Origin of the sequence: Halobiforma lacisalsi AJ5 (assembly GCF_000226975.2) — an archaeon.
GTDB classification, from domain to species: domain Archaea; phylum Halobacteriota; class Halobacteria; order Halobacteriales; family Natrialbaceae; genus Natronobacterium; species Natronobacterium lacisalsi.
The window spans coordinates 63,520-87,634 of sequence record NZ_CP019285.1; the positions used below are offsets into that span (position 1 = coordinate 63,520).

24 protein-coding genes are annotated in these 24,115 nt (G+C 66.7%); 9 read left to right on the forward strand and 15 right to left on the reverse strand.

Annotation, left to right across the window (positions count from 1 at the left end; translation table 11 throughout):
- Positions 1 to 18: 18 nt before the first annotated feature.
- From trpA to trpC, 3 genes are read right to left on the reverse strand one after another with little or no spacing between them, the layout of a single operon-like run.
- The gene (gene trpA / locus CHINAEXTREME_RS00245) at positions 19 to 945 is read right to left on the reverse strand and encodes a tryptophan synthase subunit alpha (protein ID WP_007140350.1); all 927 of its coding nucleotides are present in this window, start codon (positions 943 to 945) and stop codon (positions 19 to 21) included.
- On the reverse strand, positions 942 to 2,291 hold the full coding sequence (gene trpB, locus CHINAEXTREME_RS00250) for a tryptophan synthase subunit beta (RefSeq protein WP_007140349.1): 1,350 nt from the start codon (positions 2,289 to 2,291) through the stop codon (positions 942 to 944). The genes trpA and trpB overlap by 4 nt, the downstream gene beginning before the upstream one ends.
- Positions 2,288 to 3,118, reverse strand: a complete 831-nt coding sequence (gene trpC / locus CHINAEXTREME_RS00255; RefSeq protein ID WP_029601484.1) for an indole-3-glycerol phosphate synthase — start codon at positions 3,116 to 3,118, stop codon at positions 2,288 to 2,290. Before trpC ends, trpB begins: the two co-directional genes overlap by 4 nt.
- 105 nt (positions 3,119 to 3,223) lie before the next feature.
- On the opposite strand from trpC, the gene CHINAEXTREME_RS00260 reads away from it, so the two are divergent.
- On the forward strand, positions 3,224 to 3,706 hold the full coding sequence (locus CHINAEXTREME_RS00260) for an MGMT family protein (RefSeq protein WP_007140347.1): 483 nt from the start codon (positions 3,224 to 3,226) through the stop codon (positions 3,704 to 3,706).
- Positions 3,707 to 3,729: 23 nt separating this feature from the next.
- Here CHINAEXTREME_RS00260 and CHINAEXTREME_RS00265 read toward each other — a convergent pair whose 3' ends face one another.
- The 8 genes from CHINAEXTREME_RS00265 to lonB form a co-directional block, all read right to left on the reverse strand.
- On the reverse strand, positions 3,730 to 4,353 hold the full coding sequence (locus CHINAEXTREME_RS00265; protein WP_007140346.1) for a helix-turn-helix domain-containing protein: 624 nt from the start codon (positions 4,351 to 4,353) through the stop codon (positions 3,730 to 3,732).
- 215 nt (positions 4,354 to 4,568) lie between these two features.
- A complete protein-coding gene (locus CHINAEXTREME_RS00270) occupies positions 4,569 to 5,117 on the reverse strand; it encodes a TorD/DmsD family molecular chaperone (protein ID WP_076738679.1) in 549 nt (182 codons plus the stop codon).
- Positions 5,114 to 6,490, reverse strand: coding sequence for an NrfD/PsrC family molybdoenzyme membrane anchor subunit (gene nrfD, locus CHINAEXTREME_RS00275; RefSeq protein WP_076738680.1), 1,377 nt, complete (start codon positions 6,488 to 6,490; stop codon positions 5,114 to 5,116). The genes CHINAEXTREME_RS00270 and nrfD overlap by 4 nt, the downstream gene beginning before the upstream one ends.
- Positions 6,487 to 7,281: a sulfate reduction electron transfer complex DsrMKJOP subunit DsrO gene (gene dsrO, locus CHINAEXTREME_RS00280; protein WP_007140343.1), complete on the reverse strand. Its 795-nt coding sequence runs from the start codon at positions 7,279 to 7,281 to the stop codon at positions 6,487 to 6,489. Before dsrO ends, nrfD begins: the two co-directional genes overlap by 4 nt.
- Positions 7,278 to 9,764: a molybdopterin-containing oxidoreductase family protein gene (locus tag CHINAEXTREME_RS00285; protein ID WP_049918397.1), complete on the reverse strand. Its 2,487-nt coding sequence runs from the start codon at positions 9,762 to 9,764 to the stop codon at positions 7,278 to 7,280. The genes dsrO and CHINAEXTREME_RS00285 overlap by 4 nt, the downstream gene beginning before the upstream one ends.
- Positions 9,757 to 10,017 carry a 4Fe-4S ferredoxin N-terminal domain-containing protein gene (locus CHINAEXTREME_RS00290; RefSeq protein WP_010546512.1) on the reverse strand — a complete coding sequence of 87 codons (261 nt, stop codon included), beginning with the start codon at positions 10,015 to 10,017 and terminating at the stop codon, positions 9,757 to 9,759. The genes CHINAEXTREME_RS00285 and CHINAEXTREME_RS00290 overlap by 8 nt, the downstream gene beginning before the upstream one ends.
- A gap of 112 nt (positions 10,018 to 10,129) precedes the next feature.
- Positions 10,130 to 11,269, reverse strand: coding sequence for a CPBP family intramembrane glutamic endopeptidase (locus CHINAEXTREME_RS00295; protein WP_007143811.1), 1,140 nt, complete (start codon positions 11,267 to 11,269; stop codon positions 10,130 to 10,132).
- 3 nt (positions 11,270 to 11,272) lie between these two features.
- A complete protein-coding gene (lonB, locus tag CHINAEXTREME_RS00300) occupies positions 11,273 to 13,513 on the reverse strand; it encodes an ATP-dependent protease LonB (RefSeq protein WP_007143810.1) in 2,241 nt (746 codons plus the stop codon).
- 241 nt (positions 13,514 to 13,754) lie between these two features.
- Here lonB and CHINAEXTREME_RS00305 point away from each other — a divergent pair, with 241 nt between their 5' ends.
- The 3 genes from CHINAEXTREME_RS00305 to CHINAEXTREME_RS00315 all read left to right on the forward strand — a co-directional run bounded on the left by CHINAEXTREME_RS00305 (position 13,755) and on the right by CHINAEXTREME_RS00315 (position 15,720).
- The gene (locus CHINAEXTREME_RS00305) at positions 13,755 to 14,273 is read left to right on the forward strand and encodes a nicotinamide-nucleotide adenylyltransferase (protein WP_007143809.1); all 519 of its coding nucleotides are present in this window, start codon (positions 13,755 to 13,757) and stop codon (positions 14,271 to 14,273) included.
- A gap of 73 nt (positions 14,274 to 14,346) precedes the next feature.
- Complete coding sequence (locus tag CHINAEXTREME_RS00310; RefSeq protein WP_076738681.1) at positions 14,347 to 15,183, forward strand: SAM hydrolase/SAM-dependent halogenase family protein; 837 nt, start codon at positions 14,347 to 14,349, stop codon at positions 15,181 to 15,183.
- Between the two features lie 36 nt (positions 15,184 to 15,219).
- The gene (locus CHINAEXTREME_RS00315; RefSeq protein WP_007143807.1) at positions 15,220 to 15,720 is read left to right on the forward strand and encodes a GNAT family N-acetyltransferase; all 501 of its coding nucleotides are present in this window, start codon (positions 15,220 to 15,222) and stop codon (positions 15,718 to 15,720) included.
- A gap of 33 nt (positions 15,721 to 15,753) precedes the next feature.
- On the opposite strand, the gene CHINAEXTREME_RS00320 is transcribed toward CHINAEXTREME_RS00315, so the two are convergent.
- Both CHINAEXTREME_RS00320 and thsA read right to left on the reverse strand, forming a co-directional pair.
- Positions 15,754 to 15,996, reverse strand: a complete 243-nt coding sequence (locus CHINAEXTREME_RS00320) for a HalOD1 output domain-containing protein (RefSeq protein ID WP_338013390.1) — start codon at positions 15,994 to 15,996, stop codon at positions 15,754 to 15,756.
- A 248-nt stretch (positions 15,997 to 16,244) separates the two neighbouring features.
- On the reverse strand, positions 16,245 to 17,789 hold the full coding sequence (gene thsA / locus CHINAEXTREME_RS00325; protein ID WP_007143805.1) for a thermosome subunit alpha: 1,545 nt from the start codon (positions 17,787 to 17,789) through the stop codon (positions 16,245 to 16,247).
- A gap of 225 nt (positions 17,790 to 18,014) precedes the next feature.
- Here thsA and CHINAEXTREME_RS00330 point away from each other — a divergent pair, with 225 nt between their 5' ends.
- Positions 18,015 to 18,884: an amidohydrolase family protein gene (locus CHINAEXTREME_RS00330; protein WP_007143804.1), complete on the forward strand. Its 870-nt coding sequence runs from the start codon at positions 18,015 to 18,017 to the stop codon at positions 18,882 to 18,884.
- Between the two features lie 188 nt (positions 18,885 to 19,072).
- Positions 19,073 to 20,035 (forward strand): DUF368 domain-containing protein, encoded by a 963-nt coding sequence (locus tag CHINAEXTREME_RS00335; RefSeq protein WP_007143803.1) that lies wholly within the window; start codon positions 19,073 to 19,075, stop codon positions 20,033 to 20,035.
- A 38-nt stretch (positions 20,036 to 20,073) separates the two neighbouring features.
- Here CHINAEXTREME_RS00335 and CHINAEXTREME_RS00340 read toward each other — a convergent pair whose 3' ends face one another.
- Together CHINAEXTREME_RS00340 and CHINAEXTREME_RS00345 are read right to left on the reverse strand one after the other, a co-directional pair.
- A complete protein-coding gene (locus CHINAEXTREME_RS00340) occupies positions 20,074 to 20,979 on the reverse strand; it encodes a glycosyltransferase family 2 protein (protein ID WP_007143802.1) in 906 nt (301 codons plus the stop codon).
- Positions 20,980 to 21,136: 157 nt separating this feature from the next.
- Positions 21,137 to 21,844: a class I SAM-dependent methyltransferase gene (locus CHINAEXTREME_RS00345; protein ID WP_007143801.1), complete on the reverse strand. Its 708-nt coding sequence runs from the start codon at positions 21,842 to 21,844 to the stop codon at positions 21,137 to 21,139.
- Between the two features lie 233 nt (positions 21,845 to 22,077).
- Between CHINAEXTREME_RS00345 and CHINAEXTREME_RS00350 the strand changes: the two genes are divergently transcribed.
- From CHINAEXTREME_RS00350 to CHINAEXTREME_RS00360, 3 genes are all read left to right on the forward strand, one after another.
- Positions 22,078 to 22,359 (forward strand): MarR family transcriptional regulator, encoded by a 282-nt coding sequence (locus CHINAEXTREME_RS00350; protein ID WP_006672122.1) that lies wholly within the window; start codon positions 22,078 to 22,080, stop codon positions 22,357 to 22,359.
- Between the two features lie 110 nt (positions 22,360 to 22,469).
- The gene (locus CHINAEXTREME_RS00355) at positions 22,470 to 23,267 is read left to right on the forward strand and encodes an MBL fold metallo-hydrolase (protein WP_007143800.1); all 798 of its coding nucleotides are present in this window, start codon (positions 22,470 to 22,472) and stop codon (positions 23,265 to 23,267) included.
- A 29-nt stretch (positions 23,268 to 23,296) separates the two neighbouring features.
- Entirely contained in the window at positions 23,297 to 24,022 is a 726-nt protein-coding gene (locus CHINAEXTREME_RS00360; protein ID WP_007143799.1) for a YkgJ family cysteine cluster protein, read from the forward strand.
- Positions 24,023 to 24,115: the final 93 nt, after the last annotated feature.

Below are 24,115 nucleotides of genomic sequence, written 5' to 3' on the forward strand. Positions count from 1 at the left end.
AGTGTAGCAAGCTCGTAGTTATGGCTGTTCTGGTTCCGGTGCATCTTCCCCATCGACCGTGAGGGAGTCCGCGCCCCGACGCGCGCCGCGCTCGAGCTCGGCGGCCTTGGCCTCGAGCCGTTCGGCGGCCGCGTCGGTATCCGAGCCGTGCTCCGCGATGATGTCGACCAGCGCGCTACCGACGATGACGCCGTCGGCCCCGGCTTCGACGATCTCGGCCGCGTGGTCGCCCTCGCTGACGCCGAAGCCGACCGCCTTCGGGACGTCGTACTCCTCGAGGCGCGCGAGGCTCTCGTGGGTCGCCGACGAGACGTTCGCCCGCGCGCCGGTGGTCCCGAGGCGGGCCTGAACGTAGGCGAAGCCCGAGACCTGCGACATGATGTCGTCGAGACGCTGCCCCTCGGTGGTCGGCGCGATGATGAAGACGAGATCGAGGCCGTGGTCGTCGCAGGCGTCCCGTAACGGGCCGGCCTCCTCCGCGGGGAGGTCGGGGACGATGATTCCCGAAAGGCCGGCATCGGCCGCACGCTCGACGAAGGGACGAACGTCGGGCTTGTCTCGCGGCTTCGCTGCTCGACCGTCCGAGGCGCGTGGCGCCTCGCTTCCTCCATACTGGAGGATCATATTGTAGTACGTCATCACCAGCAGCGGCGCCTCCGTCTCGAGGTCGTCGACCAGTTCGAAGAAGCCCTCGGGTGTCGTGCCGGCCGCGAGCGCGCGGTTGATCGCCGCCTGGATCGTCGGCCCCTCGGCGATCGGCTCCGAGAACGGAAGCCCGAGTTCGATCAGGTCCGAGCCGCCGCGATCCAGGGCCTCGACGTACTCCCTGGTGTCCTCGAGCGAGGGATCGCCCGCGGTGATGTAGGTGATGAGCGCGGGGTGGTTCTCCCGGATGGCGGCCTCCACGTCGCTGTCGTACTCGTTCTCGGGTACTGCGTCACTCATGCATCGAACACCTCCACGTCCGGCGCGGCCTCGAGATCGCGCTTCTCGGTCTCCTCGAGCACCGTCTCGAGGTCCTTGTCGCCCCGGCCGGAGACGTTGACGACGACGAGGTCGCCGAGTTCGTCAGTGCGCTCGTCTCGCGGGCTCCGCCCGCTCGACGTATCCGCGGCGACCCCCGCCGCGCGCTCGAGATAGCCCAGCGCGTGACTCGACTCCAGTGCCGGGATGATCCCCTCGAGGTTCGACAGCCGGTGGAAGCCGTTCAGCGCGGCGTCGTCGTCGACGTTGACCGGCGTTACCCGCCCGGTCTCGACGAGGTGCGCGAGTTCGGGGCCGACGCCGGCGTAGTCCAGGCCCGCACTGACGCTGTGGGATTCGACGATCTGGCCGTCCTCGCTCTGGAGGAGTTTCGTCATCGCGCCGTGGAGGACGCCGTCGGTCCCCGTCGAGAGCGTCGCGGAGTTGGGTGCGAGTCCCTTCTCGGCGTCGATCTCGAGGCTCGAGCCGCCGGCCTCGACGGCGACCAGATCCACGTCTTCATCGGGCACGAACGCGTGGAACGTCCCCATCGTGTTCGAGCCACCGCCCGCACAGGCGACGACGCTGTCGGGGAGCCGTCCCGCTTGCTCCCGTACCTGCCGTCGTGCCTCCTCGCCGATGACTGACTGAAAGTCCCGCACGAGTTTCGGGAACGGGTGTGGGCCGACGATCGAGCCGATGACGTAGTGGGTGTGCTCGACGGTGGTCGCCCAGTCACGCATCGTCTCGTTGATCGCCTCCTTCAGGGTTCCCGACCCCGCAGTTACGGGGTTGACCTCCGCACCGTTCATCCGCATCCGGTAGACGTTCGGGCGCTGACGGTTGATGTCCGTTCGCCCCATGTAGATCTCACAGGGCATGTCGAGGTGGGCCGCGGCCATCGCCGTCGCCGTGCCGTGCTGGCCGGCCCCGGTCTCGGCGATGATGCGCTCTTTGCCCATGTACTTCGCCAGCAGGACCTGTCCGAGCGCGTTGTTCAGTTTGTGCGCGCCGCCGTGAAGCAGATCCTCGCGTTTGAGGTAGATCTCGCGGTCGTATCGTTCGCTCAATCGATCCGCGCGCTGCAGCGGCGTCGGTCGCCCACCGAAGTCCCGCATCCGCTCGCGGAACTCGTCCATGAACCCGTTCTCGTTCTCGAGCACGTAGCGTTCGTAGGCGTCCTCGAGTTCCTGTAGGGCGGGCATCAGCGCCTCGGGGACGTACTGACCGCCGTAGTCGTCGCCGAAGGTGGCGTCGGCGTTACGTTCCCGTTCCCGCTCTCGCTCCCGGCTCGATTCGTGCGTCCGTTCGTGATCTCCCGTGCTCATGCGTTCTCACTCTCGTCGTGTGTCGTCTGCGTCTCCGTCTCCGTTTCCGGTCGCCGCTCCACGGTCGTCAGCCGCCGCGTGTTCGCGGCGACGTCGACCTCGTCGTCCGCGCCGTGGTCCATGATCGCGCTCCCGACCAGCAACGCGTCGGCCCCGGCCGCCCGCATCCGGCGAACGTCCGCCGGACTCGAGATGCCGCTCTCGGCGATCAACGTCACGTCCTCGGGCACGTGTGGCGCGACGGACTCGAAGGTCGCCAGATCGACCTCCAGTCGTGCCAGGTCCCGGTTGTTGACCCCGATGATCTCGGCCCCGGCCTCGAGGGCGGCCTCGAGTTCCCCGCGGTCGTGGACCTCGACGAGCGGCTGGAACCCGCGCTCGCGGGCCGCCGAGACGAGCCCCTCGAGGTCGTCGACGAACCGTGCGATGACCAACACGAGGTCGGCCTCGACGACGTCTAGGTGTGCTTCCCGAAGGAGGAAGTCCTTGCGCAAAACGGGGACGTCCACCGCCTCGCGAACACGCCGGAGCGCGTCGGGGGTGCCGCCGAAGTGGGACGGTTCAGTGAGCACCGAGATCGCCGCCGCGCCGCCGTCGACCATCGCCTCGGCGAGGTCGACGGGGTCGGCCTCACGAGTCCCCTCGGCGGTCGGGCTCGTCGGCTTCACTTCGGCGATGACGGGGACGCGCCCGTCGGCCTCCGCGCGCTCGAGCGCTGCGGGCAGCGAGCGCGGATCGACGTCGATGCGCTCGTCGCCGCCCGGCCGCTCCCGGGCACCCTCGAGGATCGACTCCACCGCGGGAGCGAGCGCCGTATTAGAGGTCATTATTGTACATCGACGTACTCATATGTACAAAAGCCTTGCGCATCCTCGGTTCCAACGGCCGGCGGGACCGGCGAATATTCATGCCCGTCCCCCGTATCCCGGCGCATGGAGGACGTTACCGACGCCGGCATCTACGCGCGGGAATCGTCGTATCTCGACCGTTACGTCCAACTCGGCGCCGCCAGCGGGCGCGTCCTGAGCGTCTCGTTCCCCGAGAAACCCGACGAGCAGGCCACCGAACCCGCGGAGGGGGACCAGCCCGTTCTCGATCGGATCTTCGAGTACCTCGAGGGCCTCGAGGAAGTGACGTTCGACGACGTACAGGTGGCACTGACCGTGCCGACCGACCAGCGGGCCGTCCTAGAGCAGGTTCGCGAGATTCCCTACGGCGAACAGGTCGGCGTCGAGGCGCTGACGCGGATGACCCCGGGGCTCGACTCGGACGACGAGGACGACCGAATCCAGGTCCGGACGGCACTGGATGCGAACCCCGCTCCGATCCTGATCCCCGATCACCGGGTACGCGACGGTCCCAGTGCCGCACCGCCGGCCATCGAACAGAAACTCCGCTCGCTCGAGGGGCTGTGACCGCGTTCGGTTCCCCAGCGCGCTCACTCCTCGAGCAGATCGATCAGTAGCTTCGACTCCGCGGACCGCAGGCGCTGTGAGAGCGCGGACTTCGACATCTCGAGGCGATCGGCGAGCGCCTCGAACTCGATGGTTCGTGGTTCGTCGTAGTAGCCGGCAGCGATCGCGACGCTGAGTACTTCCTCCTCGCGGGCGGTCAGCAGCGAGAGGTCGGCGGTCCGTACGTCGGTAAACTCCGGGGAGTTCGACCGCGTCAGCCGTCGCAGCGATACGCGACCGACCACCTCGCGGAGGTCGGCGATCAGTTCCCGGAGGGTCTCCCGATCTGCGGGGAACGTCGTCACGACGACGCGTCCGTCGTCGACCGAACTGAAGTGGGGGACGCACCTGTGCCGGTGAAACGTCGAACAAACACACCGCTCGCGGGACGAGAGGTCGGTCTCGAGTTGGGTGACACCGTCGTCGTCCTCGCAACACGAGACGACGTAGCAGGTGTCCCCGTGCACGTGGTGATCCAGGAGGGCTTCCTCGTCGTGGTGGGCGATCGGACACCCGGTCTCGCTGAGATCGAACTGAAGTTCCGCACGAAGGTCTCGTTGTCTTTCGTCGGAGACGGCAGGCTGCGTTTCGCGCACGTTACTCGTCATATCGCACAGTCGGCAGTCCCGCCATAAGGCTTCGCGTCTCTCTCCTATGCAGCAGGAATGACCGTTAATCTGTAACTGTAATCCCGATGTTAGCGATCAATCATTTGGGAAGTGCCGACAAAATATTCCATATGGTAATTTTTGTCGGCAGTTCGCCTCCGCCCGACCTTGACTCCCCATCGACGAGGGGCGGTCCCGTCCGACGACGGGTGGGATCAGCGCTGCTCCGCGCTGATCGCGGCCTCGGTCGCCGTCGCCAGTGCCTCGTAGTAGGGCTCACGCGTCTCCGCTCTGACAGCCTCGAGGAACTCCCCGGTCCACTGCCGGAGGTGTTCGTCGAGGAACTGCTCACAGGCGTCGACCTCCCCGCGCTCGAGCAGGTGCGCGGCGAACTCGAGTTCGGTCGCGATGTGATCGGGCAGGTCGGGCCAGTCGGGGTCGAGACCGAGGTCGTAGGCCCGGTACCACTCGACGGCCGCGCGGGTCGTCGGCCCGAGCACGTCGCCGTCGTCGCGGTAGACGCTCTCGTAGGGCGGACACGGCGGGTCGCCGGGCCCGACGAACAGTCGTGCGTGTTCCGTCCGGAGGCGTTCGATGTTGGCTTCCGTGACCGCTGGATCGACCTCCTCGAGCAGTTCGGTCGTCACCGCGTCGACCACGTCAGCGGTCGGTTGCCGCCAGCAGCGGGCCAGCATCGCGTAGCCGGTGGCCAGTTCCGCGGCCGCGGGTTCCGTTTCCGCCCGTTCGGAACGCACGCCACTCATCGGCGATCACCGTCCGTTCCGTCGGCGACGTAGCCGCCGTCCGCGACGGCCGCGTCTGGCGGTGTTTCCGCGTCGGGGTCGCTCGCCTCGTCTCGCGCGGCGGGCATGGGCTTGCGGCCGCCGGGCTGGACGGGCAGGAACCGCAGGCCGAGCGTGACGATCAGCGCACCGACAGCGACGATGCCGAGCGTCACCAGCAACTCGATCAGCGTCGGCGTGTAGCTGCCGACCGTCGCCCAGACGTCGGAGCCGATGCCCGTGTAGTCAGTACCGGTCGTAACACCGGGGGAGGCGTCGATGTTCAGGTCACGGTAGCCCGTGAAGATCAGGTACACCCCCTCGAAGAGGATGCCCACGATCGCCGCGACGCTGGCCGCGAAGACGACGCCCACCTTCCGCCGCCAGGACGGCACCGCAAGCAGGGCGATCGGCACCGCGCCGCCGACGACCGTCCACAGCCAGAAGTGGACCGTGTCGCCGACCAAAAAGGCGCTCGTGATCGACCAGAACTCGAAGTTCGCGGCCCACGCGTGGGGCAGCCGCTCGGCAGCCACCAGGTAGACGACGTGGACTGCGACGAAGATGCCGAGCACCTTCCCGAGTTCCGGCACCAGTTCGCGAGGCATCCGGAACCGCGTGACTCGGTCGACGACGATCGCCGTCACCAGCAACAGCGCCAGTCCAGACACCAGCGCCTTCATGATGAACATCGGCGCGACCAGCGGGTTGAACCAGTCGCCGCGGCCGATCTGGGTCGCGAAGATCCAGCCCGTCACCGAGTGCAACGCGATCGCCAGCGGCATCGCGACGGCGGCCGCCCAGAAGGCGAGCTTTCGGTCGCGCTCGCGGCCTGCGGGAGTATCCTCGACGCCGAACGCCAGTTGCGACCCCATCTTCGCGAGGTCGCGCCGGGTCAACAGCCAGAGGTAGCCCACGTTGAACAGCCCATAGAGGAGCACGATCCCGAAGTCCCAGACCATCGGCGACCGGAAGTCCGGCGACGTCAGGAACCCGGTGACGCGACTCGGCTTCCCCAGGTCCGGCAGGATCAACAGCCCGGCGACGACGATACAGCCCAGGCTCACCAACACGCCCAGTGCGGCCAGGCTGTCGTAGCGCTTCGAGTGGAAGAACTTCGGCGCACTCGAGATGATCAGGCCGCCGGCCGAGAGGCCGATGAAGAAGACGAACAGCATGATGTACAGCCCCCAAGAGAAGACGTTGTCCATGCCGGTGACGGCGAGGCCACGGCTAAGCTGGTAGCCCCAGGCGGCGAGGCCGGCGACGATGAGGACGCCGAGAACGGCGAGCCACGCCTTGCCACGGGTACCGAACTGCGGGACGACGACACCGGAATCCCGTTGGGTGCTCATTCGCTCTCACCTCCGTCGGTTGCGACACCGTCAGGATTGCCGACTTCCCTCTGTTCGGTTCCGCCCGGCGGCTCGTAGGTAATCTCCCCACGCCGGTCCGGTGGATCCTCGAGTTCGCTCTCCATCTCGTTCCCCAGGTGGTTTCGGCCGGGTGTCATCTCCCCGCTGATGTAGTAGGTGTTCGGATCCGTCTCGAGATCCTCGAGGAGTTGTTTCGATTCGTACTTCCGGACGTACCGCGAGACCGTGCTGTCGGGGTCGTCGAGGTCGCCGAAGATCCGGGCGCTCGAGGGACACGCGATCGTACAGGCCGGATCGAGCCCCTCGTCGAGCCGGTGACTACAGAACGTACACTTCTCGACGACGCCCCGTTCGCGCTGCTCGACGTTGCCCGTCCCGTCCGGAGCCGGCGACTGCGGCTCGTCGTAGTTGAATACCCGTGCGTTGTACGGGCAAGCGCTCATACAGTACCGACAGCCCATGCACTTGTCGTAGTCGATCGCCACGATGCCGTCGTCGCGCTTGTAGGTCGCGTTGACCGGGCACACCTTCACGCAGGGTGCGTTCTGGCAGTGCTGACAGGCCGTCGGCTGGTACTCCATCGAGAGCGTGCCGTCGCCGCCCTCTTCGGGGTATTCGCCTTCCGGCGTGTCCATCCCCTCGCCGCCGACGGTGAGGATCCGGTTCCAGGCGTTGCCGAGCGAGACGTTGTTCTCGTTCTTGCAGGCCACGGCACAGGCGTGACAGCCGATACACCGCTCCTGATCGATTACCATTCCGTAGTTCGTCATTGTGCATCACCCCCAGTCGGGAGTTCCTCGAGCCAGTCCGGCGATTCCGGATCGTCGTACTGGCTCGTATCCACGTCCGCCGAGACGGGTTCGACCTCGACGCGCGTGTCGTAGAAGGCGAAGTTCTCGATCGTCTCGCTGACCTCCGTGTGAGTGAGGTTGTTGTGGTGGCCCGCGACGTAGTCGTCGGCCCACCATCCCTGGTCGGTATTGACCATTCCCGGCCGGTAGGCGTCGTTGTACTTCGCTTTCACGACCATCTCCCCGCGGTCGTTGTAGACCCGGACGTAGTCCCCGTCAGAGATGCCACGTTCCCTGGCATCCTTCGGGTTGATGTCGAGTTCGGGTTCGGGGTTGAGTTCCCGCAGGGTCGGATTGCCGGCCCACTGCGAGTGGATCCGCCAGCGGCTATGGCCCTGCATGAACATCAGCGGATACTCATCGGCCTGTTCGTGATCATCTGCGGACAGGCCTTCGACCGGTTTCGGGACCTCGAGCGAGACGCCCTTTTCCGAGGGGGCGTCCTCGTCGTAAATCTCGAGACGGCCGGTCGACGTGTTGAACTCGTCGGTGAAGACGACTTCGTCCGTCTCGACGTGGACCGTCCCTTTCTCGCGGAGTTCCTCGAAGGTGAAGCGATCCTCCGCCTCGAGTATCGTCCGCAGCAGTTCCGTCCGATCCCGCTCGAAGTGCTCGCCGTATCCCAACCGTTCCGCGATTCGCGTGAGCATCCAGTGGTCGCTCTTCGAATCCCACAGCGGTTCGTGGGCCGGTTCGCGGTACATGACGTGGGGGTGTTCGCCGGCGCTGGTGATGTCCTCCCGCTCCGTCCAGTGGGATGCCGGCAAGACGATGTCGGCGTGCTGAACCGTCGGCGTATGGTGGATGTCGGCGACTGCAACCAGATCGAGGTTCTCGAGCGCCTCGAGCCACCGCGTTCGGTCCGGCATCTGGTTGGCGACGAAGTTCGACGACTGTGCGTACATCATCTTGATCGGATGCTCGTCGTCGCCCTCCATCGCCGAGAGGATCCCCTTCTGCTGGAGACTGCGAACCCCTGAGCTACCTTCGACTGTGCCGTAATCGCTGTTGTAGCCGGAGCCAGCGAACCGGCCGCCGGTGATCGAGCCGCTACGGCCGTAGTCTCCGGTCAGCGCCAGCAGGATTGCGTACGCCTGGCCGAAGATGTGGCCGTATTTATACCGGTCGATGCCGAGGCCGGTCATTATTCCCCCAGGTCCGCGAGTGGCGAGCCAGCGAGCCGTCCGCCGGACGTTCTCGGCCTTGACTCCTGCCGTGTCTTCGATCGCCCCGGGTGCGTACTCGGCCGCGACGGCCTCGATCTCCGACAGTCCGGTCGCCACGTCGTATCCGTCGACCTCGTACTCTCCGAAGAGCGCGTATTCTCCGTGGGTTTCGGGCTCGAGCGGAACCGGCTCGCCGGTCTCCTCGTCGAGGGCGACGGGTGTTTCGTCGTCGCCGTCATCGAACACGTCACTCGTTTTGAGGAGTTCTCCAGTATCCTCTCGAACCAGCGCCGGCGCAAGCGTCCGTTCCCGCAGGAACGCTTCGTCGGCGAGTTCCTCCTCGAGAACGGTGTGGATCATTGCCAGCGCGAGGTAGACGTCTTTCCCCGGTTTCACTGGCAGCCACAGATCGGCCTTGGCCGCCGTCTGATTGTAAACCGGATCGATCACGACGACCTTCGCGCCGTTTTCGATCGCATCGAGGAGGAAGCGGGCGTCCGGGTTCAGCCGGCTCCTGAAGACGTTTCCGCCCCAGATGACGACCGTGTTTGCGTTCTTGAGGTCGGTCCGCATGTTCGTCGGCGTATTGAAGTAGCCGGCCCCGGTGATACGACGGAAGCCCAAGCCGAGGTTGATGTCGATCGACCACGACATCATCGTGCCGCCGAACAGATTGGCGAGACGGGAAAACACGGTCCCGTTGATCCCGCTCCCGCCGGATCCGAGTTCGAAGTAGACGCTCTCCGGAGCGTACTCCTCGCGGATCCGTTCCATTCCGTCGGCGACGTAATCGAGCGCCTCGTCCCAGGACACCTGTTCGAAGTCGGCGTCCGGGCCGCGCCCTTCGGGGTTCGGCTCCTCCGGCGACCAGTCGCTTCGCACCATCGGATACTTCAACCGGTTCGGATTGTACGTCCGCTCGAGATGGGACTGACCCAGCGTACAGGCCCGCCTGAACTCCTCTCTATCTGGGACCTGCGGTTCGACTTTCCTGATCTGCCCGTCCCGAACGTGGACGTCGAGCGGACAGTGGCCCCGACAGTTCGGCGAACAGTAACTGCTGATGACCCTGTTCTCGTCGAGAAACTGCTCTACGGCGTGTGAGCTGTCTCCCTGCTGGAGCGACTGCAGGTACCGGTTGCCACCGATCCCCAGCACCCCGGCGGCTGCTCCAGCCGAAAGCAATACGGACCGTCTGCTCACTCCTGATTCAGTCCGCTCTTCCTGCTTACTCATCGTCGTCACCCCCCTCGAGCGGCCGGTCGTCGACGCCGAACTCCTCGAGGACGGCGTCGTGATATTTCTCGTGGAACTCCGCTTCCGACATGCGACCCGCGCTGACCCGCACGGCGTCCCTGCTCATCTCCTTGCCGAGGTCCGTATCGTACGGACTCTCCTCGAGGAGGTCGTCGGCAGTCTCCTCCCAGACCGCGGGATCGACGCCGACGGCGTCCTCTTCGATCGGTTGCTCGTCGTCTGATGTTCCCATCGTCGGCTCACCGTTCGTGGATAGCGGTCCTCGGCCGGAACCCCCGGCGGCAAACAGTTCACACTTTTATATGGGGTCGCGTATCCGAACCGAATGCCCGGGCCGACGGCAACTACTCCACGACGGCACCCGCCCACTCGAGGCCAAGCCCCTCGTGGACGAAGAACTCGAGGGCGTTGATCAGATAGTGAGCGATCACGACGACCAGGAAGCTCCCGGTAACCACGAATATCGCGGCGAGGACGAATCCCAGCAGGCCGGTGACGACGACGCCGACCGAGCCCTGCATCCCGTGGCCGACGCCGAAGGCGATCGAAGAGAGGACGGCCAACAGCCAGGGGTCGATTCCGAACCCGGTCGAGAGCGCCCCGATCAGTGCCGCTCGAAAGAGCAGTTCCTCGAAGACCGCGATGACCGGCAGGACGCCGACCAGGAGAACGAACCACCCCTGGAGCGTCTCCGGCGCCAGCAGTTCCCGGAGCCGTTCGTCGTGGTCGAAGCCAAAGCGCGTGGCCGCGGCGGCGGCGATCTCGTTGCCGACGTACAGCGGGAGCCCCGCGAGGAGGCCCACGACCAATCCGGTCTCGAGGTAGGCGACGGAGAGGTCGATTCCCAGCGCCTCGAGCGGAATCCCCGTGTAGACGACCGCGCCGATCAGGACGAACAGGAACAGCCCCTGTGAGAGCGCGACGTTGGCGAGCAACGCGCCGGTCGACAGCGATTCGGGATCGATCTCGCCCTGTTCACTTCCTTCCCGCATTCGGGGGCGTCCGCGCCGCTCCGGTGGGCGCGTCCGCGTTCGCGGTTCCGATCCCGGGGTGTCCGTGGTCGGCCGACCGGACTCTCCGGACTCGCCTCGAGCGTGGCGGTCGCGCGGGTCGGACGCGTCGCTTGCGGGGGACTCGCGGCCGGGACGCAGGTCCGGGTCTTCGGGTTCCGGACTCGAGTCAGTGGGTTCGACGCTGGATTCGGAGTCAGAGTCGAAACCGGGATCGGGACCGGGGACGGAACCGGAGTCAGGTCTCCGGCCCCGTCGCTCGTCGTCACGACGGCCGTTCCGACTCGAGCCCGAATCCCGCGGGACGCCGATCGACTCCGACTCGAGGTCGACGCTAGTGGGGGAGTCGGTCGGTTCCTCGGAGGGGTCGTCGCCGTCGCTCTCGGAAAACGTCGACTGCGTCAGATGCGATAAAACGAGCAGCAACACGAGGACGACGCCCGTTATCCCGGCGAACGTCGTCCAGTCTGCCATCGATTACTGCGGGCTCGGGTTCGATCCGCCGACGGGCTGTTGCTTGTCCAGCGCCGTTCCGGTGATCTGCTTGAGCCGATCGACCAGCGAGTCCTTCTTCGGTTCGCCCTGGAGGGCGACCTCGAGCACTTCGCTGATGTTCGCACACGGGACGATGTCGACCATCTCCTCGTACTCGTCTTCGATCATCACGTCCTGCTCGTTGGCCTTCGGGATGATGACCGTTTCACAGCCGGCCTTGGCGGCCGCTTCGATCTTGTGGGTGACTCCGCCGACCGGGAGCACGTCGCCCCGGACCGACAGCGAGCCGGTCATCGCGACCGACTGGTCGACCGGGATGTCCTCGAGGGCGGAGATGACGGCCGTCGCCACCGTGATGGAGGCGGAGTCGCCGTCGACGCCCTGCTGGCCGGCCTGGACGAACTGGATGTGGATGTCCTTCTCCGAGAGGTCGACGTCGGAGAACTTCTTGATGATCGCCGAGACGTTCTGGACGGACTCCTCGGCCATCTCCTGCAGTTTGCCGGTGGCGATCACCTGACCGCCGCCCTGTGCGGGCGCGATCTCGGCCATGACGGGGAGCATGATGCCCGAATCCTCACCCATGACGGCGAGCCCGTTGACGCGGCCCTCGACGCCGTCGTCGGTGACCTGCAACTCGTAGTCCTTGCGACGCTCGATGTAGTCGTCGGCGAGTTGCTGTTCGATCGAGCGCGAACGCTCCTTGGCCTGCAACACGTCGTCGCGGGTAGTGTACTCCCGATCCTCGGCGCGGGCGATGTCGCCGGCGACGCGGACCAGGCCACCGAGGCTGCGGAAGTGCAGCGTGAGGTGGTTCTTCCGGCCCGAGCGGCGCTTGGCCTCGAGGATGAGCTCCTCGACGGCGTCGTCCGTGAAGTGGGGAAGGCGGCCGTCGCGCTCGACTTCCTGGGCGACGAACCGGGCGTACTTCCGGCGCATCTCGGGGGTGTCCTCGATGGTATCGTCCATGTAGACCTCGTACCCGTACCCCTTGATACGGTTCCGGAGCGCCGGGTGCATGTTCTCCATCGCGTCGAGGTTCCCCGCCGCGATCATGACGAAGTCACAGGGGACGGGCTCGGTCTGGACCATCGCGCCCGAGGAGCGCTCGGACTGGCCCGTAATGGAGAACTCGCCCTCCTGGATGGCCGTCATCAGCTTCTGCTGGGTGCGGATATCGAGGGTGTTGATCTCGTCGACGAACAGCACGCCCTTGTTGGCCTTGTGGATGGAACCCGGTTCCACGCGGTCGTGGCTCGGCGTTTCCATGCCGCCGGACTGGAAGGGGTCGTGCCGGACGTCGCCCAGCAAGGCACCGGCGTGAGCGCCGGTCGCGTCCTCGAAGGGGGCCTGGCGCTTGTCGCCGTTGTCGACGATCATGTTGGGCACCATCGCGTCCGTACCGCGGGAGGTGTACCGGAAGATCAGCCAGATGATACCGGCCGCGAGGATGCCAAGCAGGATGTTCGCCGTCAGGAGCGCGTACCCGATGACGATCGCGATGATGATCCACATCAGGATCGATCGCATCTGGTTACGCTTGCGGGCTTCCTCCTTGTGGGCGTCGATGATCTGTTCGCCCTTCCCCGCGGGGACGGTCCGCACCTTCGGCGCGTTCCCGTCGTCGGGGTTGTGGTAGACGAGGACGTCCTGCAGGTCCTCCTGAGGCAGCAGTTGGCTCATCGCCTTCGCCAGCATCGACTTGCCCGTCCCGGGCGAGCCGATCATCATGACGTGGCGACGCTGCTTCGCTGCCTTGATGATGATATCTCGTGCTTCGTCCTGACCGATGACCTGGTCGACGAGCCGGTCGGGAACCTCGATGTCGTCCGTCGTATCGATCTGGAGCCCGCCGAGAAGATCGTCTTCGGCGTTCTCCTCGTCGATCTCGACGCCCGGATCGACGTCGACCTCGCTACCGAGGTCCTCGACGGTCTCGATATCGTCGTCGCCGCCGTCGTCGGTCGGAGACTCCGACTCGAGCGTCGACCTCGTTCCTGACTCGACGATGTCGGTCGAGTCCTCGTCGGCCCGGTCACCGTCCTCTTCGAGCGGCGACCGTGCTCCCTGACGCTCCGACTCGCGGTCGCTGTCAGCGCCGCGGTCTTGCTCCCTGCCGTCCGCCTCGGAACGGTCTCCCTGTTGGGGCCGTTCCTCGTCGGAGTCGGCCGCGGGCTCGGAGGCGTCTTCGGGAGGATCGTCAACGTTCGTATCGTTGCTCATAGAACTCTGTTCGGTACCTGTTTCGAAGGGATTGCGACTGATATACTTTCTCCATGCGGAGCATGGTGTCGATTGCCTAAAACGACGCCCTCAGGCCTCGAAAACGCTGATCTGTGACAGCGGATCGGACCGTCCAGAGACCTAACCTTCGGCTGGCGCGGACGATCAGTCGGTGGGACGCCACGCCGGCGGCGAGCCGGAACTCGCCACGCTTAAGCGCCGCGCTCTTGCACTGTCCGTCATGACCCGGGGGTTCTACATCGGCCGATTTCAGCCGTTTCACAACGGCCACCGCAATATGGTCGAACGGATCGCTGAGGACGTCGACGAACTCGTACTCGGCATCGGGAGTGCCGACAACTCTCATACCGTTCGTAACCCGTTTACGGCGGGCGAACGGATCATGATGATCACCAAGTCGCTGGTCGACATGGATCTGGTCACCTACGCCGTCCCCATCGAGGACCTCGAGCGTAACTCCGTGTGGGTGAGCCACGTCCAGAGCATGAGTCCGGACTTCGACGTCGCGTACTCGAACAATCCGCTGGTCATCCAGCTGTTCCGGGAGGCGGGTATCGAGATCCGCCAGTCGCCGATGTTCAACCGCGAAGTCCTCGAGGGCTCGGAGGTGCGCGAGCGGATGATAAACGACGGGGACTGGGAGTCGCTGGTCCCGGCCCCGGTCGTCGAGGTCGTCGACGAGATCGGGGGGATCGAGCGCATCCAGATGGTCAGCGATTCGGATTCGAACGGCCACTGACGCCGGCAGCGCACGCGCAGTTCGACCGCCGCGTACCGCATCGACTTTGATCGCCGCACCCGATGAGTCGTGTATGATTACGCTCACGTCGGACTTCGGGACGCCGTATCCCGCGGCGATGAAAGGCGTCGTCCTGCAGCGAACCGCATCAGAACCGCGGCTCGTCGACATCGGGCACGACTTCCCCCGGCAGGACGTGCGGGCGGCCGCGTTCTGGCTCCGCGAAGTGCTCCCGTACTATCCGCCGGCGACCCATCTGGTCGTCGTCGATCCCGGTGTCGGTACCGACCGGAACGCGCTCGTCGTGCGGGCCGGCGACCACGTCCTCGTCGGGCCGGACAACGGCGTGCTCCGACCGCCGGCGCGCCGGCTGGGCCCGGAGGGCGAAATCGAGGCCTACGTCGTCGACGAAACCGTCCTCGAGTCGCCCGACCCGGCCAGCGGTGCGGCGACGGTGCCGACTGCCGACGCGGGCCCCGTCGGCCCCGCGAGCAACACCTTTCACGGCCGCGACGTCTTCGCCCCCGCGGCGGCCGACGTCCACGGCCTCGAGCCGGACGCCCTGGAGACGGTCGAGTTCCTTTCCCCCACCGACGAGTGGGTCGACCTCGAGTTCCCGGAGCCGACCGTCTCGGTGGACCGCGCGACCGGCGAGGTGCTGGTCGTCGACGACTTCGGCAACGTGATCACGAACGTGCCCGGCAGCTTCCTCGAGGGTCGGGACCGGATCGCGGCGGACGACGAGATCGTGCCCGTCGGCGACACGTTCGCCGCGGTGGGCGTCGGCGAGCGGCTGGCGACGGTCGGCAGCCACGGCTACGTCGAACTGGACGTCAACCAGGGTCGCGGCGACGAGGCGTTCGGCCTCGCGGTCGGCGACCGGGTCGTTCTCGAAGGGCTCGAGTCCTAACAGTTATTTGTCAGTCGGACGTATTGGACAGTCGACATGGAACTGGCCGTGCGTGAGGCGGTCGCTGGCGATGCCCACGACGTTCGCGACGTTCATCTGACGTCGATCGAAGGGCTAGCTGGACAGGCGTACACTGATGAGCAGATTCGAGCGTGGGCACACGACCGTGACCCGGAACAGTACCCGATCGACTCCGAGAAAACCGTGTTTCTCGTCGCCGAACACGACGAAGAAATCGTCGGCTTCGGCTGGATGAAGCCCAACGCAGACGACTACTTCCGGGCGGATATCGATGGGGAGATTACGGCGATCTACGTCCATCCGACAGTAGCTCGTAACGGCATCGGGACACGCATTTACGACGAGTTAGAAGCACGGGCCGTTCGAGCGGGCATTACGTCGCTCGGGTTGTGGGCATCACTCAACGCCGTCCCGTTCTACCAGGCACAGGGATACGCCCGCGTGACGGACCACGTTCACGAGTATCACGGCAAAACGCTCACGCTCGTCGAAATGAAGAATCGGTCCGTCCGGTAATCCCTGAGAGAAAAGACGACCAGTCCGCACTCGTCAGGTCCGTGGTCGAACCGGCATCGCGGCCGCGTCGATCTCGATCTCGCCGTCGGCGCTGACCGTCACCTCGCAGTCGGCGAAGGTAAACGAGATCGACCCCATCGCGTCGCCGTCGTGGGTGTGCCAGTGCTCGACCAGCGAGTTGAGGGCGTCCGGATCGACCGCCGACGGCAGCGGCTCGAGTTCGTCCGGTTCGACGCCGCGGATCGATGCCACGGCAACGAGAACGGCTGTACTCACCGGCTCGTAATCCCCCTCCACGCACCAGATCCGATACGTACCGCTAGCGGAGTCGTAGTACACTGTCCGTCCGGTACTGTCGTCGAACGGAGTCAGCCGCTCTGTTGGGGGAGTTCCGGACATATAATCGAAGGGAAAGTGTGTCAACACTTAACACTACTGGCCGATCCGCTCGTCGGGGAGGAGACACCGTCGCCGAAAAATACGAGAATCGAACGGGACGACCGTCTTGAGCGGCCGTGGTCGCGTTATTCGGCCGCGATGACGTCGTCGATGCGGGCGATCATCGTCGCCGCCTCGGTCGCGCTCTCGACGGCTTCGCGCTTGACGTCGGCGGGGTCGACGACGCCGTGTTCGAACGGATCGGCGATCGTGACCTCTTCGCCGTCGGTGACCAGGCCGGCACGGCCCTCGGACTCGTGGGCGGCACGGAGATCCACGAGCGAGTCGATGGGGTCGCGGCCGGTGTTGGCCGCCAGCGTGCGCGGGACGACGTCGATGGCGTCCGCGAAGGCGTCGACGGCCAGCTGCTTGCGGCCCTCGATGCCTGCGGCTTCCTGTCGGACCTTGTCCGCGATGGCGATCTCGGTCGCGCCGGCGCCGGGGACGACCTCGCCGGACTCGAGTGCCGTCGCGGCGACGTCGAGCGCGTCGCCGATGGCGCGCTCGAGTTCGTCGACGACGTGTTCGGTACCGCCGCGGACGAAGACGGTGACGGCCTCGGCGGCCGCGCCGCCCTCGACGAACGCGAGGTCGTCGTCGCCGAAGTTCTCGGAGCGGACGCGGTCGGCCTCGCCGAAGTCTGCCGTCTCGAGGTCGTCGAGGTCGCCGACGCGGCGGGCGCCGGTCGCGGAGGCGATGTCGGCGGCGTCGCTGCTGCCGATGTCGTCGAACAGGAGGACGCCTTCCTTGGCGAGCGCGGAGGCGACGCGGTCGGCGACGTCGTCGGTGGTGAAGACGACGTCAGCGCCGCTCTCGGCGATGGTCTCGGCGTAGCCGCGGAGTTCGCTTTCCTCGGCGTCGATGGCGGCGTTGAGCTGGTCGATGGAGTCGATGGCGTACTCGGCGTCGACCTCGCCGGTACGGACGTCGAGTTCGACGTCGAGGATGGCGATCGAGGCGTCCTCGACCTCGTCGGGCATGCCGTCGTGGGCGGGGTCCTCGTCGACGACGATGCCGGGGACGAGTTCGGTTGCGTTCGAGGACGCGCCGATCTGGGTGTGGACGGTGACGTTGTCGCGGGCGACGCCGTCGTCGGTCTCGACGTGGCGGACGGCCTCGACGACCGTCTCGGCCAGCGACTCGGCGGTCAGGCCGCCGGTGCCCTTGCCGGTCATGCTGGACTCGGCGACCTGCTTGAGGACGTCGTCGTCGACCTCGGCTTCCTGAACCTGCTCCGCGATCGCCTCGAGGGCGATCTCGGCGGCCTCGTGGTAGCCCTCGACGATCGTGGTCGCATGGACGTCCTGTTCGATGAGGTCCTCGGCCTCGCCGAGCAGGTTGCCAGCGATCACGGCCGCGGTCGTCGTGCCGTCACCGACTTCCTCCTCCTGGGAGTCGGCGACCTCGACGATCATCTGAGCCGCGGGGTGCTCGATGTCCATCTCCTCGAGGATGGTCGCCCCGTCGTTCGTGATGACGACCTCCCCGCCGGAGTCGACGAGCATCTTGTCCATGCCGCGGGGTCCGAGCGTCGTCCGTACCGACTCGGCGACCGCCTTGCCGGCCATAATGTTGGACGACTGGGCGTCCCGGCCCTGGGTTCGCTGGCTGTCCTCGCTCATGATGAACATAGGCTGACCGCCCATGCGTCCCTGTTGTGCCATAGTTGAATCCTCAGTAACTATGTCGTCAGCACTTCTATATAAGCGTTTCCCTACCAGGGCCACGGCGTCTTGCGATTATCGTGCCAACCGTCGCCACACCGGGCCGATCGTCGACCGCCTCCATCGGGCCGGTCACAGGGCGTGAACGAAGTCGGTACCAAAATATGGATCGACGCGAAAGGGTGTCATGGGATGCTGGAGCTGGAACACGGGTTTCGCGTCGTCGACGTCTACACCCGACTCACGCCGGACGAGGGGGACGGAATGGCGGGACCGTGGGGTCGCACGATCACGAGCGATAGACTCGAGCGGGAGATGCATCAGGCGGGAATTACCCGGTCGGTCGTCTTTCCCCCGGCGAGGCCCGATACGAGCTACGTGGCCGCGAACAACGGCGTCGCGCGCCGCAGCGTCGATCGCCCCTTCGTCGCCTTCGCCCGGATCAACGGCACGCGACACCCGGAACACACCGCCCGCGGCCGGCTGCGCAACGCAGTCAGTCGCCGCGAGGACCACCACACGACCCCCGACGACGTCGAGAAGTACGCCTACGACGACCGGTTCCATGGCTTCGTCCTCGACCCCACCGTCGACGACTACCCCGACGAAGACGTCCTCGCGACCCTCGAGGACGTCGGGCTCCCTGTAATCGTCCGCGGCGGTACCGACGCGCCGCCGGAGGCGCTCGCGGACGCCGTGCTCGGCCGCTCGTTCCCCGTCGTGGTCGCTCACTTCGGCGGCCACCCCCTGGATCGCTCGCTCATGCACGAGATGATCGACCTCCTCGAGGAGTACGACGACTGCTATCTCGAGACGAGCTTCGTCCGGTTCCGGGACACCCTGGAGCGGGCGATCCTGGAACACCCCGACCGCGTGCTGTTCGGCAGCGGCGCGCCGACCTGCCACCCGAACGTCGCGGTCATGGAGGCACTGACCCTCGACGTCTCCGAGGATATGTTCCGACGCGTGTTTTCGAAGAACGCCTGTCGCGTCATCGACGCGCTCGCGCCCGACGCCCGCCTCAACGGTCGCGGCCACGGCCACCGTCACGGCCGAAGCTAACTCGCGGCATCCGGTTCGCCCGCTGCAGCGAGTCTGTTCATTTATGGTACTCCCCCGATATCCGGTAGGTATGGACGCGGACTCAGAATCTCCCCCTGCCCCCGCCCTCACCCTCACCCTCACTCTCGCCCCGGCGCCGAACCGCTCGAGTTCGTCGACCGACGGACGCCACGCCCCCGCCACGAACGATGGGGTATAACCTCGAGAGCTGGGCCGTGGATCGGCTCGAACTGCTCCGTACCTACGCCTACGGGCTCTGTATGGGGACCGCGGACGCCCTCCCCGGGGTCTCCGGCGGCACCGTCGCCCTCCTGTTGGGCTTCTACGGCCGGCTCATCGCGGCCATCACGGCGCTGACACCCGGTCGCGCCCTCGACGTGCTTCGAGGCTACCGCCCCGCACGCCGCGACCGGGCGCGCGAGGCGCTGCTCGAGATGGACCTGCAGTTCCTCCTGCCGCTGGGCGTCGGCATGGCGACCGCGGTCGCGTTGATCGCCGGCAGCGTCTCCGCGCTCGCGGAGTCACATCCGGTCGCGCTCTTCGGGTTCTTCACGGGGCTGATCGCTGCGTCGGCGGTCGTCCTCTTCCGGAGTCTGCCGTTCTCGTCGGCGCAACACGCGGTCGCCGCCGCTACGGGGACCGCCGTCGCCGCCCTCGTCGCGAGCGGCGTGATCGAACTGCCGGGCAGCGGTGCGGTCCTGATCCTCCTCTCCGGTGCGCTTTCGGTCAGCGCAATGATACTACCGGGCATCTCCGGCTCACTGATCCTCATCCTGCTGGGACAGTACGTGTTCCTCTCCGGCGAGTTGACGGCGTTCCTGTCGTCGATCGGCTCGCTCGTCTCTGGCGCCGGAAGCCTCGAGGCCGTCCTCGAGCCCGGGACGACGGTAGTGCTTTTCCTCCTCGGCGGGTTCGTCGGACTCGTGACGATCGCCAGGGTCGTCCGCCGGGCGCTGGATCGACGCCGCGAGGTGACGCTGCTGTTCCTGGTCGGGCTCATCGCGGGCTCGGTGCCGGCACCGCTGCACAACATCGGCAAGACCCACGCCTGGACGGGCGATGTCGTCGCGCTCACGGTCGCGTGGGCCGTCGTCGGCGTCGTCGTCCTGTTCGGACTGGATCGGCTCGCGGGCGGGTTCGATCCGGAATAACGGCTCGTCGACGGCTCAAAAACGAGGTCCGGGACGAGTTACCGTCGATCGTACACTCGAACCGCCCGATCGTGGCGCACCGACAATCCGTTCGGGTTCCGGCGGGCCGACCGGTCCGAGTAGCGGGCCCGAACCCCGTCGCGCAGCCCGACCGCGGCGTTGGTGACGACGTCCGTTCCGTTCGACAGCCAGTCCGTCGGCGTCGCATCGCCCGAAACGATCCCACGTACCGAAACCGCGCCGTCACGGATCGCGCTGCCGACCGTCCGCGCGAACACCGTCGGACGCGGGCCGTAGTTCTTCGCCAGCCGGTACCCCAGCGCCCGGTAGGTAACTCCCCAGTCGGGTTCGGTCTTCCCGCCGTCGGTGCCGACCTCACGCCTGGCAGCCATCTCCATCGCCCAGTCGACGTCGAAGCCGAGCCGTGCGACCCTGTGGGCACAGTCCCGCGCCCCGTCGCCCTCGAGGTACTCGTCGAACCCGTCCAGCGCCTCGAGGACGGTCCGGTCGAACGCGACGTTGTCGCCGTCGAACAGGGTCACCTCCCGCCCGGCGACGGTCCGTGGCGCGCTTGGATCGCCGGCGTCGAACCGGTCTTCGCCGGTGATCGGGCCGGTGACGACGTCCGCGCCGTCGTGGATCGCACGCTCGACGGCGGTGTACCAGCCCGGCTCGACGGCGTACTCGCCGCCGAGGAAGGCGACGACGTCACCCGTCGCGACGCTCAGGCCGGCGTTCCGGGAGACGTTCGGGTTCCGTTCGGAGATTTCGACGAGAACGTCGACGTCCTCCCGGTCGCGAACCATTCCCGTGGTTCCGTCCGAGGACGGGCCGTTGACGACGACGATTTCGGTCGAGGACGGCGTCGCGTCGTGGAGGGCGTCGAGACACGACAGCAACTGCTCTCGGTCGTTGAGCGTCGAGACGACTACCGAGAGCTCCATACGCCAGGGTACACACCCCGATACTAAAAATGGGACGGGAAGACGACCGACGATTCGGGCCTCGAGGGGGTCGAACGACGCGAGCGATCGCGTCGGATCGGCGTCGACTGGCTCGAACGACCCGTCCGGGTTCCGTCGTCCGTCGCGACGCCTGAGCTCACCGGAGTTCCGTATTCCAGTACGAAACCGAGGCGAAGTGATCGGTGATCGGGTGACCGCCGACCGCCTCGTCGAGTGCCCGGATCGGTGAGGCGAGCGCGTTGGGGATCGACCGGTAGAGCCCGTACGGCGCGAGGAAGTCGTCCTCGACGTCGACGAGCGTCAGGTTCGTCTTCGCAAGGAGTTCGCTGACCTCGCTTTTCGAGTAGAGTCGCGATCCCATCGGCAGCGCCCAGTTGTAGACGCTGCGGGCGCTGAAGCGGTTGAACGTGTCGAAGACGATCTGGTCCCGGGAGACGCGACGCATCTCCCGCAGGAACGCCTCCGGATCGTCCGCGAGGTGGAAGAACCGCATCGCGATGACGGTGTCGAAGTGATCGTCCGGGAACGGCAGTCGCCCGGCGTCTCCCCGCAGGAACTCGAGGGTCCCGTCCGGATCCGCCTGCCGTGCTTTCGATCGTCCCTGCTGTAGCATCGCCGCCGAAATGTCGAGTCCGACGACGTCCGCACCTTGCTCGGCGAGCATCACTGTGAATCGCCCGGTACCACAGGCGATCTCGAGGACGCTCCGGTCCTCGACGGGCATGATGGCCTCGAGGACCGCCTCCTTCTCCCGGCGGTCGATCAGCTGACCGCCCTTGGAGAAGCGCTTGTCGTCGTACTCCTGGGCGACGTCGTCGGCCTGGTACCACTCCTGTCCTTTCACACTGGGCGCAACTACTGTAGCCGTGGAATAAAACGATACTGGAGTTAGTCGACCGACGATCGACCAACGGGAGTCGGCGACGCGAGTCCGCGCCGCCGTTCGGGCCCGGTTCAGCGGTTCGGACCCCGGTATTCGGACTGTGTTAATACATCATTCCTACCCCTTATACAAACTGGATTATTCGTATCTACATATAGGGAAGGTTTACCAACGACGACTCCGCTCCGTGAGACATGAGCATGAGTACCACTGAGGACGGCGGCGGTGCGGCCGAAGCAACCCTCTCCGAGGAGGAGTACCGCGAGCGCCTTCGCGATCTCCCCCCGAGCGCCAAACTCGTCGCCAAGGTCCTCGAGACCGACTCCCCGCTCTCACAGGGCCAGCTCGCCGAGGAATCGCTGCTGCCGGACCGCACCGTCCGCTACGCGCTGAATCGCCTCGAGGATGTCGGCCTCGTCGGCTCCCGATACAGTTTCCGCGACGCGCGCAAGCAGGTCTACTTCCTGAAGCACTGAGCCCCGACGGCCTGCGCCGGTGTGCTCTCCCGAGAGGCCCGACCACGGCCGGGCCCGGCTCGACGCGCCGGTACCCATATCCCCTTTGTGCCGCGCCCGTATCTCGACGTATGGACGTCCGTCGTCGCAGTCTCCCGGCCGCGACCCGCGCGCCGACCGGCGAGACGAACGCCTACCTGCTGTCGCACGGCTCCGAGACTGCCCTCGTCGATCCCCCCGACGGCGACGCGGTCGCGGGCCTCCTCGAGGACCGGACGATCGATCACGTTCTGGTCACCCACACGCACCCGGACCACGTCGGCGGCGTCGAACGCTGCGGGGCGGAGACCGGCGCGACCGTCTGGGCGCGGGCCGGTCGGATCGACCGCTTTCGGGAAGCGACCGGCCGTGAGCCCGACCGAACGTTCCGGCCCGGAACGACGCTCCCGGTTGGCGACGACCGCGTGCGGGTACTCGACGCCCCCGGCCACGCCCCCGACCACGTCGCGTTCGAGGCCGGCCACGAGGGGCCGATACTCTGTGGCGACTGCGCCGTCCGCGAGGGCAGCGTCGTCGTCGGCGCGCCCGAGGGCGACATGCGCGCGTACGTGACCACCCTCCGTCGACTGTGGGCGATCGACCCGCCGACGCTGTACCCAGGCCACGGGCCGACGATCGATGCGCCACGGGAGACCCTCGAGCGCCTGCTCGAGCACCGGCTTCGGCGAGAGCGGCGGGTTCGGGACGCTGTTGCGGACGGGGCCAAGACGCTCGAGGAGGTCCTCGAGGGCGCCTACGAGAAGGACCTGACCGGCGTCCGCGACCTCGCGAGGGCGACCGTCCAGGCCCACCTGGAGAAACTCGCCGTCGAGGGGCGAGTCGACTGGGACGGCGAGCGGGCGCGCCCGGCCGGTCGCGCAAACGACTGACTTTTCCCCGTCGGGGCGTAGGTACGGCCGTGCAATCGCTCGAGGAGGAACTCGAACGCGCCCGCGACCTCGCGGTCGACGAACTGGCCGACGCCATCGAGTCGATCGGCTTCGAGTGCACCCGCTGTGGCGCGTGTTGCACGGGCCACGGCGAGGACGAACACACGGCGACGGTGTTCCCGGACGAGGTGCGGGAACTGCAGGACGCCGAAGCCGACGCTGAACCCGACGCCAACGGCGACGACGCCAACGACGACGGCGACGGCGACAGCGACCCCGAGTGGCGCGACGTCGCCCGCCCGATGCCGTACGGCCTCGAGGAGGGCGACGCGGGCCTCGAGGGCGAGACCTTCGAGTGGGCGCTCCAGACCGACGGCTGCGGCGACTGCGTCTTCTACGAGGAAACCGACGGAACTGGAGCCTGTACCGCCCACGATGATCGGCCGCTGATCTGCCGAACCTATCCGTTCAGCGTGGCGCTTGCCGGGACCAGCCAGCCCATGGGCGACGCGGTCGATGAAGAAGGGGTCGTCCGCGCCCACGAGTGCGAGGGGCTCGGCCGGGACATCTCGCGCGACGACGCCGAGGAACTCGCGGCGGCGCTGAAAGAACGGGCAGTCAGGGAACTCGAGGAGGCGATCGCCGTCCGGGACAACTACGCGCCCGCCGATCCGGCACCCGGAGAGGTCGTCGTCCACGACTCCGAGGGGGCGAAGGGGATCGACGGCCGCCCGCTCGAGGACCGGGGCGAGTAACGAGGACGGGGCCAGTCGGGCCGATCACCCGTCGCACATCTCGTGTCTGACCACGAAACCGGTAGGAAATTACCGTCTCCCTTCGAACGGGTC

What these genes read in the sequence shown, in the direction of transcription:
- CHINAEXTREME_RS00295 (WP_007143811.1), bottom strand. Translation starts at nt 11,269, where the DNA reads ATGGCAGACTGGACGACGTTCGCCGGGATAACGGGCGTCGTCCTCGTG.
- CHINAEXTREME_RS00335 (WP_007143803.1), top strand. Translation starts at nt 19,073, where the DNA reads ATGGGGTATAACCTCGAGAGCTGGGCCGTGGATCGGCTCGAACTGCTC.
- CHINAEXTREME_RS00285 (WP_049918397.1), bottom strand. Translation starts at nt 9,764, where the DNA reads ATGAGTAAGCAGGAAGAGCGGACTGAATCAGGAGTGAGCAGACGGTCC.
- thsA (WP_007143805.1), bottom strand. Translation starts at nt 17,789, where the DNA reads ATGTTCATCATGAGCGAGGACAGCCAGCGAACCCAGGGCCGGGACGCC.
- CHINAEXTREME_RS00305 (WP_007143809.1), top strand. Translation starts at nt 13,755, where the DNA reads ATGACCCGGGGGTTCTACATCGGCCGATTTCAGCCGTTTCACAACGGC.
- CHINAEXTREME_RS00310 (WP_076738681.1), top strand. Translation starts at nt 14,347, where the DNA reads ATGATTACGCTCACGTCGGACTTCGGGACGCCGTATCCCGCGGCGATG.
- CHINAEXTREME_RS00265 (WP_007140346.1), bottom strand. Translation starts at nt 4,353, where the DNA reads ATGACGAGTAACGTGCGCGAAACGCAGCCTGCCGTCTCCGACGAAAGA.
- CHINAEXTREME_RS00350 (WP_006672122.1), top strand. Translation starts at nt 22,078, where the DNA reads ATGAGCATGAGTACCACTGAGGACGGCGGCGGTGCGGCCGAAGCAACC.
- CHINAEXTREME_RS00260 (WP_007140347.1), top strand. Translation starts at nt 3,224, where the DNA reads ATGGAGGACGTTACCGACGCCGGCATCTACGCGCGGGAATCGTCGTAT.
- trpC (WP_029601484.1), bottom strand. Translation starts at nt 3,118, where the DNA reads ATGACCTCTAATACGGCGCTCGCTCCCGCGGTGGAGTCGATCCTCGAG.
- nrfD (WP_076738680.1), bottom strand. Translation starts at nt 6,490, where the DNA reads ATGAGCACCCAACGGGATTCCGGTGTCGTCGTCCCGCAGTTCGGTACC.
- lonB (WP_007143810.1), bottom strand. Translation starts at nt 13,513, where the DNA reads ATGAGCAACGATACGAACGTTGACGATCCTCCCGAAGACGCCTCCGAG.
- trpA (WP_007140350.1), bottom strand. Translation starts at nt 945, where the DNA reads ATGAGTGACGCAGTACCCGAGAACGAGTACGACAGCGACGTGGAGGCC.
- CHINAEXTREME_RS00315 (WP_007143807.1), top strand. Translation starts at nt 15,220, where the DNA reads ATGGAACTGGCCGTGCGTGAGGCGGTCGCTGGCGATGCCCACGACGTT.
- CHINAEXTREME_RS00355 (WP_007143800.1), top strand. Translation starts at nt 22,470, where the DNA reads ATGGACGTCCGTCGTCGCAGTCTCCCGGCCGCGACCCGCGCGCCGACC.
- trpB (WP_007140349.1), bottom strand. Translation starts at nt 2,291, where the DNA reads ATGAGCACGGGAGATCACGAACGGACGCACGAATCGAGCCGGGAGCGA.
- CHINAEXTREME_RS00330 (WP_007143804.1), top strand. Translation starts at nt 18,015, where the DNA reads ATGCTGGAGCTGGAACACGGGTTTCGCGTCGTCGACGTCTACACCCGA.
- CHINAEXTREME_RS00270 (WP_076738679.1), bottom strand. Translation starts at nt 5,117, where the DNA reads ATGAGTGGCGTGCGTTCCGAACGGGCGGAAACGGAACCCGCGGCCGCG.
- CHINAEXTREME_RS00290 (WP_010546512.1), bottom strand. Translation starts at nt 10,017, where the DNA reads ATGGGAACATCAGACGACGAGCAACCGATCGAAGAGGACGCCGTCGGC.
- dsrO (WP_007140343.1), bottom strand. Translation starts at nt 7,281, where the DNA reads ATGACGAACTACGGAATGGTAATCGATCAGGAGCGGTGTATCGGCTGT.
- CHINAEXTREME_RS00340 (WP_007143802.1), bottom strand. Translation starts at nt 20,979, where the DNA reads ATGGAGCTCTCGGTAGTCGTCTCGACGCTCAACGACCGAGAGCAGTTG.